The following is a 20,043-nucleotide window of genomic DNA, read 5'->3' on the forward strand; positions in this document are numbered from 1 at the left end:
CCTGAGTGTGTTCGCCAGTCTAAGGTGAAACCGCGTTATCGTTCTTCGCGAGCAGGCTCGCTCCCACAGGGATCTTAGTCGTACATAAAATTTGGGTTCACTGAAGATCAACTGTGGGAGCGAGCCTGCTCGCGATGGCGCCCTCGCAGGCACCCCATCAATCACTTGTCCGCAAACCCTCTACCTGCCGCCGCCAACTCACCAATCAACCGCGCCGGGCGCCAGTGATCACCCTGGCGGGTCTCAAGCGCCAGCAGGCGTTGATGAATGTCCGCCAACCCTTGCTGATCCGCCCAGGCCATTGGACCACCCTTGTCCGCCGGGAATCCGTATCCGTTGAGGTACACCAGATCAATGTCGTGAGCCGATCCGGCGATGCCCTCCTGAAGGATCTTCGCACCCTCGTTGACCAATGCCAGCAAGCAGCGCTCCAGGATTTCCTCCGGGCTGATTTCACGGCGATGGAAACCCAGCCCTTCGCTGACTTCCAACACCAATGCATCGACTAGCGGGTCGTGCTCAGCCTGGCGACTGCCCGGCTCGTAGTGGTAGTAGCCGTCGCCGCTCTTCTGACCGAAACGGCCCTGCTCGCACAGACGGTTATCCACCTGTACCTCTGGTGCATCCTGCCCCACACCGGACAGTTGCCGGGCGCGCCATTGCAGGTCGACGCCAACCACATCGAACATACGGAATGGTCCCATGGCGAAGCCAAAGCCTTGCAGCGCCGCATCGACCTGATAGGGATAAGCGCCCTCAAGCAGCATTTTGCGGGCTTCCAGCACGTAGGTGTTAAGCATGCGATTGCCAATAAAGCCGTCGCAATTGCCCGACACCACGCTGACCTTGCCCATGCGCTTGCCCAGCGCCAGCGCAGCATCGATGACCGCCGGTGCAGTCTGGGCACCACGGACGATTTCCAGCAGCTTCATGATGTGCGCCGGGCTGAAGAAGTGCAGGCCCAGGACCTGCTGTGGTCGGCCAGTCACCGCGGCAATGGCGTCGATGTCCAGTGCAGAGGTGTTACTCGCCAGAATGGCTTGAGGTTTTAGCAGGCCGTCCAGTTCGCGGAAGATTGACTGCTTAAGCTCGAGGTTTTCGTAGACGGCTTCGATGACCAAGTCGACGTCACGGATAGCCGCATAATCAGCGGCCGCCGTGACCCGAGCGATGCGGGCATCGGCCTCGACCTGGTCGATGCGTTCCTGTCGAACACTATGGGCATAGGTGTCCGACACAGTGACCAGTGCCTGTTCAAGCATCTGCGGATTGTTATCGACCCATTGTACCGCTACCCCGGCGTTGGCCAGGCACATGACAATGCCGCGGCCCATGGTGCCCGCGCCGATGACGGCTGCGCGCTGAATATTGAACGGTGTCTGGCTCATGATTATTCTCTTGTTGGCGATCCGAAGACAGCCCTCACCATAGTCAGCCGCCGCGCCTTTTTGAAATTTATTCCTGTGATGAGCGACATTCAGCGGATGGATGCCGCTCCGCCAGACACCGATTTAGAGGTGTGCCTGCGCCCACTCACGAACCTCGGCATACGGATAATCCTCCAACGCCGCACATCCCGAAATCGTCCGCACCTTGAGCTTGGTAAACAGCGGCACGCTGATCCCGCACAAGAACCGTGTCACGCGCTCAGCCGACGGCGCCTTCCCAGTGTGTTGTTCATGCCTGTGGATAAAATCAGCACACAGTGCCTCGAAGTTTTTATCCACAAGCGCCGGTAACGCCGGCGGTGCAGGCAGCCGCGCCACCTGCCCGTGGCAAACCGAACAGTGCCCGCACTGGCGGGGCACATTTTCGTCGCCGAAATACTCGGCCAGGCGATAGCCCAGACAGCGATCGGTAGCGAACAGGTCCAGCATGGCGTGAATCCGCGCGATCTCGGTCTGTTCATGCCGTCTGAAACCGGCGTGCAGCTCTTCACTCAACACGGCACTGTCGAAATCGGTTTGCAACAGGCTGTAGACCTCGGTCATCTGCTTGCTTTCAAGCTCGACCCAGCCCTTTTCCTGGAAATAATCCAGGGCCTTCACCACCCGACTGCGCTCGGCCCGGTGCTGTTCATACAACGCATCGAAATTTACCGTAGCCCAGGTACGTGCACGGGTGGACGTCTGGATGATCGCCGCGACGAAATCCCTGCGCTCGCCCTCGAAGCGAGCCAGCAATGCCTCAGGCTCCTGCAGATATTTGAAGCGGTATTCGGCGTAGTAGGCATAACGCGGGGCGATCAAACCACGAAGCTCCAGTTGAACCAGCAAGGTCTTGAGCGGTAGCTGGCGAATGTTGCTTTGGTCCCCCAGAGGCCCCAGGAGAAACTCCCACTGCCCCTCGGGTGCGGCGACCTGCATCTCGTCGAGCACGTAGCGGATACCGTCCTGTTCGGGCGTGTCGCCATAGACGAAGTTTTCCAGCACGTTGAGGCTGTCGCGATTGGCCAGTACCAGGCAGTCAGATGGCTGCCCGTCACGCCCCGCACGGCCGATTTCCTGGCTGTAGTTTTCGATGGACTTGGGCAGGTCGAAATGCACCACGTTACGGATGTCGCTCTTGTCGATGCCCATGCCGAAGGCGATGGTGGCGACGATGCAATTGGACTGCCCGCCCATGAAGCGCTTCTGGATGCCTTCGCGCTGCTCATGAGGCAAACCGGCGTGATAGGCCTCAGCTTGAATGCCATTGCGCAGCAGGTGTTCAGCAATGTGCTCGGCGGTTTTCTGTTGGGTGACGTAGACAATGCTCGGTTGGCCGGGTCGCTGGCTCATCCATTCCACAAGGCGCATGCGCTTATCCTGGCTGCGAACCGGCTCCACCCACAGATTGAGGTTCGACCGATAAAAGCCAGTGGTCACTACATCCGCAGGTTCGATGGCGAATTTCGCCTGCATGTCGGCGATCACTTTCGGGGTCGCCGTGGCGGTCAGCAACAACACCTGGGGGATGTTGAACTGGCGCTGATAGTCCGGAAGCTTGAGGTAGTCCGGGCGAAAGTTGTGCCCCCATTCCGAGATGCAATGCGCCTCGTCCACTACCAGCAGCGAGATCGGCACCTGCTGCAGGAAATTACGAAAACGCTCGTTCTTCAAGCGCTCCACGGAGACCATAAGGATTTTCAGTTCGCCGGACTTGGCACGGGCCATGACATCGCTGGCGTCGTCGCGACTCTGGGCCGAATCGATACTGCCCGCGGCAATGCCGTGGCGTTGCAGGAACGCCAACTGATCCTGCATCAACGCCAGCAATGGCGAGACCACCAGCGTCAGGTGCGGCAACAGAACCGCCGACAACTGATAGCAAAGGGACTTGCCGGAACCGGTGGGGAAAATCGCCGCCGCCGAGCGCCCCGCCAACACCGCGCTGACCACTGCCTCCTGGCCGGGCCGAAACTGTGGATAACCGAAAACCTGTTCCAGGGTGTTGTGCATAAGCTGTCACTCCGTTGACTGCTGCGATGAGCAAAGCCTAGCCGGCGATCGCAGCGAGTCGAGAAAAGGTCGGGGGCAAAAACGATACGGGATGATACAGCGTGTTGATGTCGAAAAATCCTACAGCTTCTGTTGCCCTCCCTACCGAGACTCACCCAACAACGCCGGACACTCCTGTAGGCATTTTTACCTCTAATCGTTTCGCGCACGAAAACCAGCGCCAACGTAGTCCCATCCTCAAAAAACGGTAAATACCCTACAAAACCTGTCCATCAACGCCGTCTTGTCGCATGGCCACGCACCCTCCTATAGTTTTCGGCGCGGCTGAAAAAGTGTCTCGGCCTGCCGGGCACACTTGCCGATTTCGCACAGGACCCACTTTGATGAACACCACAGATCCACTGGCTGACCGCTATCACCTGCTCAAGTCCAGTAACAGTGAAACCTCAGTGCTGATGATCGACACCGAGGCCGACCCCCTGGAAATCCTCGACGCCGCCCGCCAACGCATCCGTGCCGCCAGCGACCTGCTGGAAACCCTGTATTGCCTGTGCTTCAAACAAGCCGACGCCAGCGACATTCCGAACATCGTCAATGCGCTGTATCTGCTGACCCAGGATGGCAACGACCTGCTCGACATCGCCCGGCAACGCCTGCTCAAAACCACCGTTTCCTGAAGTGAACGGGTTCTGCGGGATGAGCGTCGGTTTCAATCCTTCCACTCCAGTCCAACGACCCATAAGATCTGTTCAAGCCCACCCGGACACCCAGCAATGAACCTCGCCCCCAACCTCCCCGACGACCCTACCCTTCACCTACTCATCCAGCTACTGCACGAAGAACTCGGCCTCCCCGAACGCAAAACGATCAGCCTCACCACCTCGATTAACTTCGACCTCGGCTGCAACGGTGCCGATGCACAACACTTGATCGAAACCCTTGAAGAGCACTTCGCCATCGATTTCGTCGACTACGACAGCTATCGCTACTTTCACCCCGAGGGCTACGATGTCTTTCTCAAGCGTAAGGCCAAGGGTCGCGGCAAGAAGGAACCATTGACCATCGGCATGCTCTACCGAGCGATCAAGGATCAACGCTGGGACACCCGGGAGCTCGAAGGCCTGTAGCGTCCGCGGCGCATAACAATAAGGAAATTGCGTGGACGTATTGATGGGCTTGCTAGCCGCCTTGCTGTGGGGCGGTACGGATTTTCTGGTGGGCTTGAACGCCCGAGCGGTTGGCGTCAAACGTGCCGTGTATTTCGGTCAGGCGCTGGGATTTACGATCATGAGCCTGCTGCTGATCGTCTTCCCCGTATTCATTCTCCGGTCCATGGCCGCACCGCTTGATGTCTGGCTGATCGGCGTCGCTGCCGCTGTGCTGACCGTGTCTGGTGCGTTGGCCTTGTCCAAGGCCTTCGCCCTGGGTAAAGCTTCCATCGTCGCCCCGCTGGTGACCTCCTACGGCGTAGTGACCACGTTGCTGTCCTGGGCTGGCGGTGAGCAGATCAGCCTGCTGCAATTGCTGTGCATCGCCCTCTGCGTCATTGGCGTGGTCCTCTCCAGCATGCATTCCGACCCGAAGGTGCCACACAGCACACAGGCGAGCAGTTCCATTGCCTATGCGCTGCTGGCGGCGGTGTTCTACGGCACCAGTTTCTGGCTGCAGGGACGTTTTGTCCTGCCAGTACTCGGACCGGTGACGATGCTCTGGCTCGCGTATCTTGTCGGGCTGATCGTGCTGGTAGGCATCGTGCTCAGAATCGACGACGGCCTGAAATTCCCACCGCTTAAAAATTGCCTGACACTGACCGGTGCCAGCCTGATGAACCTCGGCGGGTTTTCATCATTTGCCTGGGGTGCTGTGGCAGGCTCGGTTTCAGTGGTGACGGTGATCAGTACATTGTCTGGCGGGATTGCGGCGATCCTGGGGTATGTTTTTTTCAAGGAGCGCCTCGGTAAGTTGCAGGTGTCAGGGGTTGTGCTGGTGTTGGTGGGGGCGTTTGTCCTGCATCTGAAAACCTGAAACGCCGCGCAAAAAAAAGCCGCCCCGAAGGGCGGCTTTTTCATGGCTTCAATCCAGCGCTTACAACTTAGGACCGGCAGCCTTGATCGCGTCGCTCACTTCAAACTTCTTGAAGTTCTCGATGAACAGGCCGGCCAGTGCTTTGGCGGCTTCGTCGTAGGCGGCTTTATCGGCCCAGGTGTTACGTGGGTTCAGCAGGCCAGTCTCAACGCCCGGTACGGCCACTGGCACGTCGAGGTTGATGGTGTCCAGGTGCTCGGTCTCGGCACCGATCAGCGCGCCGCTCTGGATCGCTGCGATCACCGCGCGAGTGGTCGGGATGTTGAAGCGTTTGCCGACGCCGTAGCCACCGCCGGTCCAGCCGGTGTTGACCAGGTAGACCTTGGAGCCGAAGCCGCGGATGCGCTTGATCAGCAGCTCTGCGTATTCGCCAGCCGGACGCGGGAAGAACGGTGCGCCGAAGCAGGTGGAGAAGGTCGACTTGATGCCGCTGCCCGAACCCATTTCAGTCGAGCCCACCAGCGCGGTGTAGCCGGACAGGAAGTGGTAGGCCGCTTGTTCTTCGTTGAGGATCGACACTGGCGGCAGAACGCCGGTCAGGTCGCAGGTCAGGAAGATCACTGCGTTTGGCTCGCCACCGAGGTTCTTCTCGGAACGCTTGGCAACGTGCTCCAGCGGGTAGGCGGCGCGGCTGTTCTGGGTCAGGCTGACATCGGCGTAGTCGGCGTGCTTGGCGTCGTCGATCACGACGTTTTCCAGGACTGCACCGTGCTTGATGGCTTTCCAGATAACCGGCTCGTTCTTCTCGGACAGGTCGATGCACTTGGCATAGCAACCGCCTTCGATGTTGAACACCACGCCCTCGCCCCAGCCGTGCTCGTCGTCACCGATCAGGTAACGGCTTTCGTCAGCGGACAGGGTGGTCTTGCCGGTACCCGACAGACCGAAGAACAGGGTCACGTCGCCTTCTTCGCCGATGTTGGCGGCGCAGTGCATTGGCAGTACGTCGGCAGCCGGCAGCAGGAAGTTCTGCACCGAGAACATGGCTTTCTTCATTTCACCGGCATAACGCATGCCAGCGATCAGCACTTTCTTCTGCGCGAAGTTGATGATCACGCAACCGTCGGAATTGGTGCCGTCACGCTCTGGAACGCATTCGAAGTTGGCAACGTTGAGCACTTGCCATTCTTCACGGCCAGCCGGGTTGTACTGTGCCGGGTTGATGAACAGGCAACGGCCGAACAGGTTCTGCCAAGCGGTCTGGGTGGTCATCTTCACGGCCAGGTAGTGCTCGGAAGCGGCACCTACATGCACGTGGGAAACAAAGTGCTCTTGCGCGTTGTTGAACGCCTCGACGCGGTTCCACAAGGCATCGAACTTGTCAGCCGGGAACTTGCGGTTGATCGGGCCCCAGGCGATGGCGCCCGTGGTGGTTGGCTCATCAACGATGAAACGATCGACTGGCGAACGGCCGGTACGGTGACCGGTACGTACAACCAGTGCGCCGGTATCGGCAAGCTCGCCTTCACCGCGGTTGAGGGCTTCTTTGACCAGATCATCAACACTCAGATCGGTGTACACGGCGTTATTGGCTTGCGTCATGAGGTTCCCCGTCGGCCAGTGGCCGAGTGCTCCAAACGTTTTGTAGTAGAAAGTCGTGCACTACTACCGCGAAAAAAGTGGGCCGGATTATGCCAGAAAAGCCCAAAAAAAGTAGGGCCCTCCCGTCGTAACGGCGCTATTGCGGTACTTTCCAGTGAATTTACCTGCGCTGAACCGTTTTAGTGCCGGGTATCTGACGGCGTCTCAACACCCGCACCAGCGAACAATTGAGTGACATCGGCGGCATCGAACAGGTACTGCTGGTTGCAGAACTGGCAATCGATCTCGATATTACCGCCGTGCTCGAGCACCAGGTTTTGCGCATCTTCCATACCCAGACTGACCAGCGCATTGGCTGAACGTTCGCGCGAGCAGCTGCAACGGAAGCGCAGTTTCTGCACATCGAACAGACGAACCTGCTCTTCGTGATAGAGACGATGGAGCACGGTTTCGTTGTCCAGGCCCAGCAATTCATCGGCTGTCAGCGTGGTGGCCAGCGCGGTGAGGTGCTGCCAGCTGGCAGCACGTTCTTCCTCGTCTTTCAGGCGATCGGCGGGCAACTGCTGCAGCAACAGGCCACGGGCGCGGCGGCCATCGGCACAGAGCTTGATGCGAGTGCCAATCTGCTGAGACATGACGAAGTAGTTGGTGAAGCAGTCGGACAAGGTTTCGCCGTCCAGATCGACGACGCCCTGATAGCGCTGGCCCTGCTGCGGGTCGATGGTCAATGTCAGCGAGCCATCCGGCATCAGGTCGGCCAGGGTGGCATCGGGGGCAATCCGGTCAGCCTCGTAACGGGCCAGGCCACGGATGTCGCGCTCGCTGGAGCACTCGATCATCAGCAATGGAATCGGGCCTTCGGAGCGGGCCTGAAGGATCAGCAGGCCATCGAACTTCAAGGTGCCGACCAGCAACGCCGCAGCCGCCATCAGTTCGCCGAGCAGTTGCGCAACCGGCTCCGGATAGGCGTGTTTGGCCAGGACTTCAGCGTAGCTGAGTTCCAGCGAAACCATCTCGCCACGGGTGTCGCTGTCATCGAAGATGAAGCGTTGGGTGAAGTCGTTATCCGGTAAGTCGGTCATAAGTCTGGTATCTGAATGGGTGACAAAAATGGTTACAGAACGAGGTTACGCCTTGGCTATAGCGTATGGCTGCCGGGTTGTGGCCTGAAGGTAGGTGACTGTGCGCGCTTTACGACGAATGGCACATGCTCGGCAGACTAATTACCTCATATGGCTACGCACAGGCGCAATTACAAGTCCTGGCCCGACTGGCGCGATCGGTGGCCGGGGCAATCATTCGTTGCTGCTGCCACGAAACTTGAACAGATCCCGCCGCTGTTTCTTGCTCGGTTTGCCATCGGTGCTCACGCCCAGGACGCCTGCCTTGCGCTCGGCCGCGGCATTCTCGCGCTTGGCGATGCTGGCTTCGGTTTCGGCGTACAACGTCTGTGCTTCAGGTGCACCACGGCGCACGATCGAGAGCGCCTGGACCACCACCGTGCGCTCCTCGAAACCGGTGCGAATCACAAATTCATCGCCAATGCGCGGCTCTTTACCCGGTTTGCAGCGCTCACCCCGGCAGTGCACTTTGCCGCTTTCAATCGCCGCCTTGGCCAAGGCACGGGTTTTGTAAAAACGCGCCGCCCATAACCATTTATCCAGCCGGACTTTGTCATCCTCGTCGTTTTTTTGTGCCATGGGATTTCCTCGTCCTGAAATATTGATGAACTGTACTACCGTTTCTCTCGTACCAAGAATTACGCCGTCTCGGATTACAATGCAGACATTCCAGAACCTCCCCATGAGGCTGGAAATCCGGGCCGTAGATATCTGTCGCCTTTTAACCATTATTCTGCGTGAATACCGCGAATTCGGCCGCTTGCGGCCTGAGCGGTTTCTACCGGTTGAGCAACTTTGAAGACATTTGACCATTTGACCGTTGTCGGTCTGCGCGAGTGGGTGGCGCTCCCGGATTTGGGAGTCGCGGGCCTTCGGGCAAAAATCGACACCGGTGCCAGCACCTCCAGCCTGCATGCCACCGACATCGAGACTTTCGACCGTGACGGCGAGCAGTGGGTGCGCTTCACCGCGCACCTGGGCACGGTGGTGCAGCTGCGTCACCGCCGCTGCGAAGCACCGCTGGTGACGAGAAAAACCATTAAAAGCTCCAACGGTCATGCGCAGGTGCGATACGTGATCAGCACCACCCTGGCCCTCGGCGATCGGGTCTGGCGGGTAGAGTTCACGCTCGCCTGCCGCAAATCCATGCGCTATCGCCTGCTGCTCGGTTCCAAAGCCCTGATTGATGGCCAGTTGGTAGTCAATCCCGGCATCAAATATGTACAAGACAAGCCGGTGTTCCCGGTATCTACCTCCTCCACAGGTGTTGCATGAAGATCGCTGTGCTGTCGCGGAACCCGCGTCTGTATTCCACCCGCCGCCTGGTCGAAGCCGGTACCGAACGCGGCCATGAAATGGTGGTGGTCGATACCCTGCGCGCCTACATGAACATTGCCAGTCACAAGCCGCAGATCCACTACCGCGGCAAGCCACTGGAAGGCTTCGACGCGGTGATCCCGCGAATCGGTGCTTCGGTCACGTTTTACGGCTGCGCGGTGTTGCGCCAGTTCGAAATGATGGGGGTTTTTCCACTCAACGAATCGGTGGCCATTGCTCGCTCGCGGGACAAGCTGCGCTCGCTGCAATTGCTGTCACGTCGGGGCATCGGATTGCCGGTCACCGGTTTTGCCCACTCGCCAGACGATATTCCCGACCTGATCGAAATGGTCAACGGTGCACCCTTGGTGATCAAGGTGCTGGAAGGCACCCAGGGTATCGGTGTGGTGCTTTGCGAAACCGCCACGGCGGCGGAGTCGGTGATCGAGGCATTCATGGGCCTCAAGCAGAACATCATGGTTCAGGAGTACATCAAGGAAGCTGGCGGCGCCGACATTCGCTGCTTCGTGGTGGGTGACAAAGTCATTGCAGCCATGAAACGCCAGGCCAAACCCGGGGAATTTCGTTCCAACCTGCATCGCGGTGGCAGCGCCAGCCTGATCAAGATCACCCCGGAAGAACGCATGACGGCATTACGCGCGGCGAAAGTGATGGGCCTGGCCGTGGCCGGGGTGGATATCCTGCGCTCCAATCACGGGCCACTGGTGATGGAGGTGAACTCGTCGCCAGGCCTGGAGGGGATCGAAACCACCACCAGCAAGAACGTGGCGGGTATCATCATCGAGCATCTGGAGAAGAATGGCGGGCCGAACATGACCCGAACCAAAGGCAAGGGTTAACACACCGATCGTTCCCACGCTCTGCGTGGGAACGATCGGGTTAGACGGCATCCCGCGGTAGCATCAGCCCCAACGGCAAGCGCACCCGCGCTTCCAGGCCGCCGCCGGAACGGTTGCGCAATTCAACATTGCCGCCATGCATCGAAGCAATTCGTTTCACAATTGCCAGGCCCAGGCCCGTGCCCTTGCCGCCCCGGGCGCGGTCGCCCCGGGTGAACGGGTTGAAAATCGCTTCCAGCTCCGATGGATCTATCCCGGCGCCACGGTCCATGACGCTCAGGACGACATAAGGCGCACTGGTATCCCCCGACACATACGCCGCCACCTCAACCCCACTGCCCGCGTGATTCAGCGCGTTGCCAATCAGATTGTTCAACAGCCGCTTCATCGACACCCGACGCAACGGGAATGGTGGAATCGGCTCAAGACGCAAACGCACCTTTTCTTCGTTCTGGTTGTACGGCGCGGCGACTTCACGGACAAGATCGCTCAGGTCCACCTCCTCCACCGATTCATCACGCCCATCGCGAATGAACGCCAGGAACTGATCGAGAATGGCGTCCATGTCCTCGATATCGCGCACCATGGCGTCTGTCAGGTCGTTATGGTCACCCATCAGTTCCAGCGACAGGCGTAACCGGGTCAGCGGTGTGCGCAGGTCATGGGAAACCCCGGCCAGCATCAGTTCGCGCTCGCGACCGGCCTGCTCGACGTCTTCGGCCATCTGGTTGAAAGCGCGATAGACCTCGGTCATTTCACTGGGTGTATCACTGATCGGCAGGCGCACGCTGCGCCCCTGGCCGAGTTGCCGCGCGGCATACACAAGGCGCTTGAGGGGTTGGTTGAGCTGGCTGACGAAGATCCACGCCGAGGCCGTGGACAGCAGGCCGATGGCGAGAAACCAGCCGAGCACGTTCCAGATTTTCTGGCCACGCAACGGGTGTGGATACAGTGGCACTTTCAGCCAGCCATCGCCCAGGCTGGGCGCACGCACCCATAGCGCCGGAGGCGAGTGCATGCGCAAGCGCACCTCGGTGTCGGCCCCCAGTTCGTCTTGCATCTGCCGCTGGTAGATCCCGCTGTAAGGCCAGTGTTGTTCACCCTCCGGCACACCGGCGCCTACCACCCGGATCAGGGTTGCAGCCTCGGCAATCTTTTCGCGGTTGTTTTCATCGGCGGCCCAGTAGGCGCGCAGCGTCAGGGCGACGCCATGGCTGTACTGGCGGTCCACCAGCACGTCTTCGTTCATCAGCAGATAAACCAAGGTCAGCGCCTTGGAAAACAGGACGACGATCAGCACCAGCCAAAGGGTGCGGGAGAAGAAACTCTGGGGAAACCAAACCGGGGTTTTCATGGGCAACCGTTAAACACGTGCAGGAGCGAGCGATGCTCGCACATTGCCGGTCGAGAGTCTGCGGGCAAGGCCATCAGGCCCTCTGCCCGCACAAACTCGCGCCTACAAATCGACGATCACTTCGCCAGTTACTTCGTGGCGGCGCCATCCGGAACGAATACGTAACCCACACCCCAGACGGTCTGGATGTAACGCGGCTTGGACGGATCGGGTTCGATCATCCGGCGCAGACGGGAAATTTGCACGTCAATGGAGCGCTCCAGGGCATCCCACTCACGACCACGGGCCAGGTTCATCAGCTTGTCCCGGGTCAATGGCTGGCGGGCGTTCATCACCAGCGCCTTGAGCACAGCGAACTCACCGGTAGTGAGCATGTGCACTTCTTCACCACGCTTGAGTTCGCGGGTGGCCAGGGACAGCTCGTAGTCACCGAAGGTCACGCTTTCGTCTTCGCTGCCTGGTGCGCCAGGCACCGGAGCCGACTGACGACGCAGGACAGCTTTTACGCGGGCCATCAGCTCGTCCGGGTTGAAAGGCTTGGCCAGGTAATCGTCGGCGCCCAGTTCCAGGCCCTTGATCCGGCTCAGCTCGTCGCCCTTGGCGGTCAGCATGATGATCGGGATCTGATTGTTCGCTCCACGCAAGCGGCGGCAAGCGGTCAGGCCGTCCTCCCCAGGCAGCATCAAGTCGAGGACGACCAGGTTGAACACTTCACGCGCCAGCAGGCGGTCCATTTGTTCGGTGTTCGGTACGGCGCGGGCACGGTAGCCCTTGCTGACGAAAAAACGCTCCAGCAGGCTGCTGAGGCCCGGATCGTCGTCAACAATAAGAATTTTTTCGCCTTCAGCAATGTTTGCAGTGCTGCTCATTGGATGCTCCTTTGATCTCGGCGCGCATTATGGCGTAGCTGCCGTTATACGCACCGTGTGCATTGTTAGCAGATTTTTCCTTTATCGCCAGAAATCCGGTGATTATGCCTACAACCTGCGATGCCCCCGAATGGCAGAACGCTGGTTATAATGCGCGGCCTTTTGTGTCAGGCAACGTCTGATCGTTACCCCGGTTGACCGCTTTTTATTTTCATGGCGCCGGCAGTAATTGTTCGATTTCACGGGTCAACGGGATACCTTTGATCCAGGTAGCGGCGCAGGCCAGGCCGCTCAACCAGACTCGCCAAGGCCTCATCGTTGCGCCTGCGAGCCTGCTTTCACAATTTGTCAGGTGGTTTTATGGACAGCATCAACAGCCGCATCGCCGAGGAACTCGGTGTACGCCCACAACAGGTCGAAGCGGCCGTCGCGCTACTCGATGAAGGTTCTACCGTTCCCTTCATCGCCCGTTACCGGAAAGAAGTGACCGGCAGCCTCGATGACACCCAATTGCGTCATCTGGAAGAGCGTCTGCGCTACCTGCGAGAACTCGACGAACGGCGCATCAGCATCCTTGCCAGCATTACAGAGCAAGGCAAGCTGACCCCGCAGCTGGAACGCGACATCAAGCTCGCAGACACCAAGACCCGCCTCGAAGACTTGTACCTGCCGTACAAGCAAAAGCGCCGCACCAAGGGCCAGATCGCCCTGGAAGCCGGCCTCGGCGAACTGGCCGACGGCCTGTTCAACGACCCGACCCTGAGCCCGGAAACCGAAGCCGCCCGCTTCATCGACGCCGAAAAAGGCGTGGCCGATGTGAAGTCCGCCCTCGAAGGTGCCAAGTACATTCTCATGGAGCGCTTCGCCGAAGACGCAGGCCTCCTGGACAAGCTGCGCAGCTACCTGAAGCAGGAAGCCACTCTCAGTGCCCGCGTAATTGCTGGAAAGGAAGAGGAAGGCGCCAAGTTCCGCGACTACTTCGAACACGACGAACCGCTGAAGAGCATGCCGTCGCACCGCGCGCTGGCGATTTTCCGTGGCCGCAACGAAGGCATTCTCAGCTCCGCCCTGAAAGTTGGCGATGAACTGCCGGGCACCATGCACCCGTGCGAGGGCATGATCGGCCAGCACGTCGGCATCCAGAACCAGAACCGCGCCGCCGATAAATGGCTGGGTGAAGTGGTGCGCTGGACCTGGAAGGTCAAGCTCTACACCCACCTGGAAACCGACCTGCTAGGTGAGTTGCGCGACGGCGCTGAAACCGAGGCGATCAACGTGTTCGCCCACAACCTGCACGACCTGCTGCTGTCGGCTCCGGCCGGCCCGCGCGCGACCCTGGGCCTCGACCCGGGCTTGCGCACCGGGTGCAAGGTTGCGGTGGTCGATTCCACCGGCAAGCTGCTCGATCACGCCACGGTTTACCCGCACGTGCCGCACAACAAGTGGGACCAGACCCTCGCCGTGCTCGCCGCCCTGTGCGCCAAGCATTCGGTGGACCTGATCGCCATCGGCAACGGCACCGCCAGTCGTGAAACCGACAAGCTGGCCGCCGAACTGATCAAAAAATACCCAGCCATGAAGATGACCAAGGTCATGGTCTCCGAAGCCGGCGCATCGGTTTACTCCGCATCGGAACTGGCTTCCAAGGAATTCCCGGACCTGGATGTGTCGATCCGTGGCGCGGTGTCGATTGCCCGCCGCCTGCAGGATCCGCTGGCCGAGCTGGTGAAGATCGATCCGAAATCCATCGGAGTCGGCCAATACCAGCATGACGTGTCGCAGTTGAAACTGGCGCGGGGCCTGGATGCCGTGGTCGAAGACTGCGTGAACGCCGTGGGCGTCGACGTCAACACCGCCTCCGTGGCATTGCTGGCGCGGATCTCCGGCCTCAACGCGACCCTGGCGCAGAATATCGTCAGCCATCGCGACGAACACGGTGCGTTCAAGACTCGCGCTGCACTGAAGAAAGTCGCGCGCCTTGGCGAAAAAACCTTCGAGCAGGCAGCAGGTTTCCTGCGCGTCATGAACGGCGAGAACCCACTGGATTCGTCGGCAGTGCACCCGGAAGCCTATCCGCTGGTACAGCGAATTGCCGCCGAGACCGACCGCGATATCCGTTCGCTGATTGGCGATGCCGCGTTCCTCAAGCGCCTCGACCCGAAGAAGTTCACCGACGAAACTTTCGGTCTGCCAACGGTCACCGACATCCTGCAAGAGCTTGAAAAACCCGGCCGCGACCCGCGCCCCGAATTCAAGACCGCAGAGTTCCAGGAAGGTGTCGAAGACCTCAAGGACTTGGAATTGGGCATGATCCTAGAAGGCGTCGTGACCAACGTGACCAACTTCGGAGCATTCGTCGATATCGGCGTGCATCAGGATGGTTTGGTGCACATCTCCGCACTTTCGGAGAAATTCATCAAGGATCCACGGGAAGCGGTGAAGGCCGGTGACGTGGTGAAAGTGAAGGTCATGGAAGTCGACATCCCGCGTAAGCGCGTGGGCCTGTCGATGCGCATGAGCGACACCCCGGGCGAGAAAGTCGACGGCGCTCGTGGTGCGCGTCCGGGTTCGGCGCCACGCCAATCCCAGAACACCGCACCGCGCAAGGAAACCACCGCTGCAGCGCCGAGCAACAACGCCATGGCGTCACTGTTTGCCAACGCCAAACAGCTGAAGAAGCGCTGATGGACATCCCTGCCGGGTACACCGAAAGCGCATTTTTCAAGCTGTTGGGTTGCCGTTTGCACAGCCTGGAAACCGGGGTGGCGCAAGTCGCCCTGGCGCTTGAGCCACAACTGCGCAATCGCGCCAACAAGCTGCACGGCGGGGCCTTGTTCAGCCTGGTGGACATTGCCATGGGGCTGGCCTGCTCCAGCACCCACGGTTTTGACCAGCAAAGCGCGACCATCGAGTGCAAGATCAACTACATCCGCGCCGTCGCCGACGGCGAGGTGATGTGCACGGCGCGGGTTATCCACCCGGGCCGCCGCACGCTGGTGGTCGAAGCCGACGTGATGCAAGGCGACAAACTGGTCGCAAAAGCACAAGGCACGTTCGCTGTCCTGTAGCTAGATGTCATCGATTTGAGTTAATTTCGACGCTGTGACCGCAGCGCCGGAGTTTCCTGTGGGAGCGAGCCTGCTCGCGAAGGTGGTGTATCAGGCGACTTCAATGTCGATTGACACTCCCTCTTCGCGAGCAGGCTCGCTCCCACAGGGGATTGCGACGATCAGAACGTGCACGGCGACAAAAACCAGGCGAAAACGCCAGTTTTAACTTCACCCTTGTAGACCGTCTTGCCCACCCCCATATTGGGGCGACTGACGCGTGAAGGAATCCAACTTGAGCGAACTTCTCAACCGCCGCCTGGCCCTGCTCGGCGAGCGCGCTAACCTCTCTCTGCTCGAACAGTGCCTTCACGGCATCGAACGTGAATGCCTGCGCGTGACCGATGAAGGTCGCCTTGCGCAAACGCCGCACCCGGAAGAATTGGGTTCCGCGCTGACCAACGAACAGATCACCACCGACTATTCCGAGTCGCTGCTGGAGTTCATCACCCCAGCCCTGCCCGACCCGGCGGATACGCTGGCGAGCCTGGACAGCATTCACCGTTTTGCCTACAGCAAGCTCGGCAACGAGTACCTGTGGAGCCCCTCGATGCCGTGTCCGTTGCCGGCCGAGGAAGACATCCCGATTGCCTACTACGGCACGTCCAATATCGGGCAGCTCAAGTACGTCTACCGCAAAGGCCTCGCCCTGCGCTACGGCAAGACCATGCAATGCATTGCCGGCATTCACTACAACTTTTCCCTGCCGGAAAAACTCTGGCCGCTGCTCAAGCAGGCCGAAGGCTTTGTCGGCACCGACCGCGATTTCCAGTCGTCGTCCTATATCGCACTGATCCGCAACTTCCGGCGCTACAGCTGGCTGCTGATGTACCTGTTCGGTGCTTCACCAGCATTGGACGCTGGCTTCTTGCGTGGTCGTTCGCACCAGCTGGAACAGCTGGACCCGGACACCCTCTATTTGCCGTACGCCACCAGCCTGCGCATGAGTGACCTGGGTTACCAGAGCAACGCCCAAGCGGGCCTGACACCGTGCTACAACGATCTGAACAGCTATACCGATAGCCTGCGCAAAGCGGTGGCGACACCCTATGCGCCGTATGTCGAAGTCGGTACCCACCAGGACGGTGAGTGGGTCCAGCTCAATACCAACATCCTGCAGATCGAAAACGAGTACTACTCCAACATCCGCCCCAAACGCGTAACCTATACCGGCGAGCGGCCGATCCAGGCGCTGATGGCCCGCGGCATCCAGTACGTCGAAGTGCGCTGCCTGGACATCAACCCGTTCCTGCCAATGGGCATCGATCTCACCGAATCGCGCTTCCTCGACGCCTTCCTGCTGTACTGCGCGCTGAACGACAGCCCGTTGTTGACCAACACCAGTTGCTCGAATGCGACCTCCAACTTCCTCAGTGTGGTCAAGGAAGGTCGTCGCCCAGGCCTGCAATTGCAGCGCAACGGGCAACCGGTCGACCTGAAAGAGTGGGCGGGCCAATTGCTGGAGCAGATTGCCCCACTGGCCGCACTGCTTGACCAGAGCCATGGCGGCGACGCCCATAGCAAAGCACTGGACGCGCAGATGGCCAAGGTCCAGAACCCTTCCCTGACGCCATCGGCCCAGGTGCTGGCGGCAATGGCCGAGCACAAGGAAAGCTTTGCTCAATTTTCCCTGCGTCAGAGCCGGGCACACGCCGAGTTTTTCCGCAGCGAGCCGTTGCCGGCAGAGCAACAGGCCAGGTTTGAAGAGCTGGCGCGTTCATCGCTGGCCCAACAAGCCGAGCTTGAGCAGAACGAAGTGGGTGATTTCGATGTGTTCGTTGGTGCGTACCAGGCGAGTATTCTGGCGATCAGCAACTAGCGCACTGATCGTTCCCACGCTCTGCGTCACTAGTGTCCGGTAAACATGTTTCATAGCTGAAGGCTGCCTTGGGCAGCCTTCAGCTTTTCTCGCTCCTGCCTTCGTCGATCCCTCAGTTCTGGAGTAGCGGGCCGTTCGTGCAGGACGTGAGATATGCGAACCGTCAGCTCGAACAACGAACCGGTAAATCCTGAGCGACGATGGAAAAGGTGCAGTAACAAGTAGCTGATCAAGGCACTGTAAATCTGCAGGCGCACGGCGTTTTCAGAGAAGGCATAGAAGCGTTTGAGTTTCAGATGTTGCTTGATCCACTTGAAAAACAGCTCGATCTTCCAGCGATCTTTGTACAAGCCCGCGATTTCTTCAGCTGTTCTTGCGAAGTCGTTGGTCACCAGGATTAACGGCGTGGCATGTCCCTCGCGCTCAACCACCACGCGTCTTACCGGCGTTTCTCGGTAGTCATTCAGACGCTTACCGCCCAGATGCTTTTTGCCGAATAGAATGACTTCATCGGTCATGACCGGGCTTTGCTCGGCTACGGTCGAGTGCTTGTGCAGCACTTTGATATTGGCGTTTTTCTTCAGGCGGGTGACGAAAAAAGCGCCTTTGGTCTGCAACTGGTGCCACCAGTTGTAATCGCAATAGCCCTTGTCAAAGACATACGTCATGCCGGCCTGAATCGGCATTTCCAGTGCATCGCTCAGGTCGTTGACGTTGGCAGGAGTGATGTTGACGTACACCGGGGCCAACTGCGCCAAATCTAGCCCGACATGTACTTTCAAGCCCTGCGTAATGCGGGTTTTCGTGGCGGCTGTCCAGCCATCGAAGTGAGGTCCGCGCAAAGTGATCGACGTGGAATCAAGCAGGCTAACCATGGCACCGACTTCTTTGCGCTGCTGGCGGCTGATGCCGCGCAACAGCAACTCGCAAAGGTCCTGGAATGGCCGGTAGTCACGCTTGTTCAAGGCATCCGACAGGGTCGAGCGGGCGACCGGACCCGCTTTAAGATGGTAGCTATGCGGGCTTAGAGTTTCGGAGAAAGTCGCCAAGGACCGCAGGCTTAAGGCTTGGGTTACATGACCGCTAACCAGTGTCACCAGCAATTGCCAGGACGTGCAGCGTTTGACGTAGCGATCAGCCTGGTGCCTTTCGGTGGATTGCCGAAAGAACTGGCGCGGGATCGCACTGAGCAGGTGGGCTAAACGGGTGCTGGTAAACATGAGCCAAAATCGAGTCTGAAAAATCCGATTATGACTGACGGCCGCCAACAGCAAGGGGGAGCAAGCTCCCCCTTCGGTTTTTACCGGACACTAGTGACGCTCTGCGTGGGAATGCAGCCCGGGACGCTCTGCGTCCCAAAGCCGAACGCGCAGCGTCCATGGAGGCGATCTTTCGCTGCGCGTGGGAACGATCAGCTACGCTCCGGCTTAGAATTTTCCGCTCATAAGCTCATTCGAAAAAGTTATTTATTTTCGAATTCTTATATCATTTAGTCTCCTTTCACGCCGACTCTCAGTCGCCTGACAAGGAGCTTCCCGATGAAACTGAATTTCCCCCTTCGCCTCCTGGCGGCCGCCTCTCTGGCGGCGGCGAGCTTTTTGGCCCAGGCAGCCGACGTGACTGTCGCTTACCAGACCACCGTCGACCCGGCAAAAGTCGCACAGGCCGACGGCGCGTATGAAAAAGCCACCAAGGCCGACATCAACTGGCGCAAATTCGATAACGGTGCCGACATCATCGCCGCGATCGCCTCGGGTGACGTGCAGATCGGTTACCTCGGTTCCAGCCCGCTGACAGCAGCGATCACCCGCAAAGTGCCGGTGGAAACCTTCCTCATCGCGACCCAGATCGGCGCCGCCGAAGCGCTGGTGGCCCGCGAAGGTTCCGGGATCAAGACTCCCCAAGACCTGATCGGAAAGAAAATCGCCGTACCCTTCGTTTCCACCGGCCACTACAGCCTGCTGGCTGCGCTGAAGCACTGGAACATCGACCCATCGAAAGTCACGGTGCTGAACCTGGCGCCGCCAGCGATCATTGCCGCCTGGAAACGCGGTGACATAGACGCCACCTACGTGTGGGACCCGGCCTTGGGTGTGGCCAAGGAAAACGGCAAAGTCCTGATCACCTCCGGTGAACTGGCCAAGTTCGGTGCGCCTACCTTCGATGCCTGGATCGTGCGCAAGGACTTCGCCGAGAAGCACCCGGAAATCGTCACCGCGTTTGCCAAAGTGACCCTGGATGCCTACGCCGATTACCGCAAAGACCCGCAAGCCTGGCTCGCCAATCAAGGCAACGTCGACAAGCTGGTAAAACTGTCCGGCGCCAAGGCCAGCGACATTCCGCTGCTGCTGCAAGGCAACGTTTACCCGCTGGCGGCTGATCAAGTGGTCACCCTCGGCGCGCCGACCACCAAGGCGATCACCGACACCGCCGTGTTCCTCAAGGAACAAGGCAAGGTTGATGCTGTATTGCCGGACTACGCGCCGTACGTCAGCGCCAAGTTCATCACGGATTGATCAGGAGTTAATG

At 59.4% G+C, this 20,043-nt stretch carries 17 protein-coding genes; 9 read left to right on the forward strand and 8 right to left on the reverse strand.

Annotation, left to right across the window (positions count from 1 at the left end; genetic code table 11):
* Positions 1-161: 161 nt before the first annotated feature.
* Both PSUM_RS21715 and PSUM_RS21720 read right to left on the reverse strand, forming a co-directional pair.
* Positions 162-1,388 carry a 3-hydroxyacyl-CoA dehydrogenase gene (locus PSUM_RS21715; RefSeq protein WP_033038757.1) on the reverse strand — a complete coding sequence of 409 codons (1,227 nt, stop codon included), beginning with the start codon at positions 1,386-1,388 and terminating at the stop codon, positions 162-164.
* Between the two features lie 123 nt (positions 1,389-1,511).
* Complete coding sequence (locus PSUM_RS21720) at positions 1,512-3,440, reverse strand: RecQ family ATP-dependent DNA helicase (RefSeq protein WP_083349994.1); 1,929 nt, start codon at positions 3,438-3,440, stop codon at positions 1,512-1,514.
* 383 nt (positions 3,441-3,823) lie between these two features.
* Between PSUM_RS21720 and PSUM_RS21725 the strand changes: the two genes are divergently transcribed.
* The 3 genes from PSUM_RS21725 (at position 3,824) to PSUM_RS21735 (ending at position 5,465) form a co-directional block, all read left to right on the forward strand.
* Positions 3,824-4,117: a hypothetical protein gene (locus PSUM_RS21725; protein ID WP_083349993.1), complete on the forward strand. Its 294-nt coding sequence runs from the start codon at positions 3,824-3,826 to the stop codon at positions 4,115-4,117.
* A gap of 96 nt (positions 4,118-4,213) precedes the next feature.
* Positions 4,214-4,567 carry a DUF1493 family protein gene (locus PSUM_RS21730; RefSeq protein ID WP_020795785.1) on the forward strand — a complete coding sequence of 118 codons (354 nt, stop codon included), beginning with the start codon at positions 4,214-4,216 and terminating at the stop codon, positions 4,565-4,567.
* Positions 4,568-4,610: 43 nt separating this feature from the next.
* The gene (locus PSUM_RS21735) at positions 4,611-5,465 is read left to right on the forward strand and encodes a DMT family transporter (RefSeq protein ID WP_033038759.1); all 855 of its coding nucleotides are present in this window, start codon (positions 4,611-4,613) and stop codon (positions 5,463-5,465) included.
* Positions 5,466-5,525: 60 nt separating this feature from the next.
* Here the strand turns inward: PSUM_RS21735 and PSUM_RS21740 are convergent, their stop codons facing one another.
* From PSUM_RS21740 to PSUM_RS21750, 3 genes are all read right to left on the reverse strand, one after another.
* Positions 5,526-7,067 carry a phosphoenolpyruvate carboxykinase gene (locus PSUM_RS21740; RefSeq protein ID WP_020795787.1) on the reverse strand — a complete coding sequence of 514 codons (1,542 nt, stop codon included), beginning with the start codon at positions 7,065-7,067 and terminating at the stop codon, positions 5,526-5,528.
* A 179-nt stretch (positions 7,068-7,246) separates the two neighbouring features.
* A complete protein-coding gene (gene hslO, locus PSUM_RS21745) occupies positions 7,247-8,149 on the reverse strand; it encodes an Hsp33 family molecular chaperone HslO (protein WP_033045428.1) in 903 nt (300 codons plus the stop codon).
* Between the two features lie 213 nt (positions 8,150-8,362).
* On the reverse strand, positions 8,363-8,767 hold the full coding sequence (locus tag PSUM_RS21750) for an RNA-binding S4 domain-containing protein (protein WP_020795790.1): 405 nt from the start codon (positions 8,765-8,767) through the stop codon (positions 8,363-8,365).
* Between the two features lie 216 nt (positions 8,768-8,983).
* Between PSUM_RS21750 and rimB the strand changes: the two genes are divergently transcribed.
* Entirely contained in the window at positions 8,984-9,463 is a 480-nt protein-coding gene (rimB, locus tag PSUM_RS21755) for a retropepsin-like aspartic endopeptidase RimB (RefSeq protein ID WP_008057587.1), read from the forward strand.
* Positions 9,460-10,365 carry a 30S ribosomal protein S6--L-glutamate ligase gene (rimK, locus tag PSUM_RS21760; protein WP_020795792.1) on the forward strand — a complete coding sequence of 302 codons (906 nt, stop codon included), beginning with the start codon at positions 9,460-9,462 and terminating at the stop codon, positions 10,363-10,365. The genes rimB and rimK overlap by 4 nt, the downstream gene beginning before the upstream one ends.
* 40 nt (positions 10,366-10,405) lie before the next feature.
* On the opposite strand, the gene PSUM_RS21765 is transcribed toward rimK, so the two are convergent.
* Complete coding sequence (locus PSUM_RS21765) at positions 10,406-11,719, reverse strand: ATP-binding protein (RefSeq protein ID WP_020795793.1); 1,314 nt, start codon at positions 11,717-11,719, stop codon at positions 10,406-10,408.
* 128 nt (positions 11,720-11,847) lie between these two features.
* Positions 11,848-12,588 carry an osmolarity response regulator transcription factor OmpR gene (ompR, locus tag PSUM_RS21770; RefSeq protein ID WP_020795794.1) on the reverse strand — a complete coding sequence of 247 codons (741 nt, stop codon included), beginning with the start codon at positions 12,586-12,588 and terminating at the stop codon, positions 11,848-11,850.
* 360 nt (positions 12,589-12,948) lie between these two features.
* Between ompR and PSUM_RS21775 the strand changes: the two genes are divergently transcribed.
* From PSUM_RS21775 to gshA, 3 genes are all read left to right on the forward strand, one after another.
* The gene (locus tag PSUM_RS21775; RefSeq protein ID WP_020795795.1) at positions 12,949-15,273 is read left to right on the forward strand and encodes a Tex family protein; all 2,325 of its coding nucleotides are present in this window, start codon (positions 12,949-12,951) and stop codon (positions 15,271-15,273) included.
* Positions 15,273-15,656 (forward strand): PaaI family thioesterase, encoded by a 384-nt coding sequence (locus PSUM_RS21780; RefSeq protein WP_020795796.1) that lies wholly within the window; start codon positions 15,273-15,275, stop codon positions 15,654-15,656. Before PSUM_RS21775 ends, PSUM_RS21780 begins: the two co-directional genes overlap by 1 nt.
* Before the next feature lie 274 nt (positions 15,657-15,930).
* Positions 15,931-17,514: a glutamate--cysteine ligase gene (gene gshA, locus PSUM_RS21785; RefSeq protein WP_020795797.1), complete on the forward strand. Its 1,584-nt coding sequence runs from the start codon at positions 15,931-15,933 to the stop codon at positions 17,512-17,514.
* Positions 17,515-17,564: 50 nt separating this feature from the next.
* On the opposite strand, the gene PSUM_RS21790 is transcribed toward gshA, so the two are convergent.
* Positions 17,565-18,734, reverse strand: coding sequence for an IS4 family transposase (locus PSUM_RS21790; protein WP_033042572.1), 1,170 nt, complete (start codon positions 18,732-18,734; stop codon positions 17,565-17,567).
* A gap of 318 nt (positions 18,735-19,052) precedes the next feature.
* Between PSUM_RS21790 and tauA the strand changes: the two genes are divergently transcribed.
* Entirely contained in the window at positions 19,053-20,030 is a 978-nt protein-coding gene (tauA, locus tag PSUM_RS21795) for a taurine ABC transporter substrate-binding protein (protein WP_020795798.1), read from the forward strand.
* Positions 20,031-20,043: the final 13 nt, after the last annotated feature.

Source organism: Pseudomonas umsongensis (genome assembly GCF_002236105.1).
Lineage (GTDB): Bacteria > Pseudomonadota > Gammaproteobacteria > Pseudomonadales > Pseudomonadaceae > Aquipseudomonas > Aquipseudomonas umsongensis.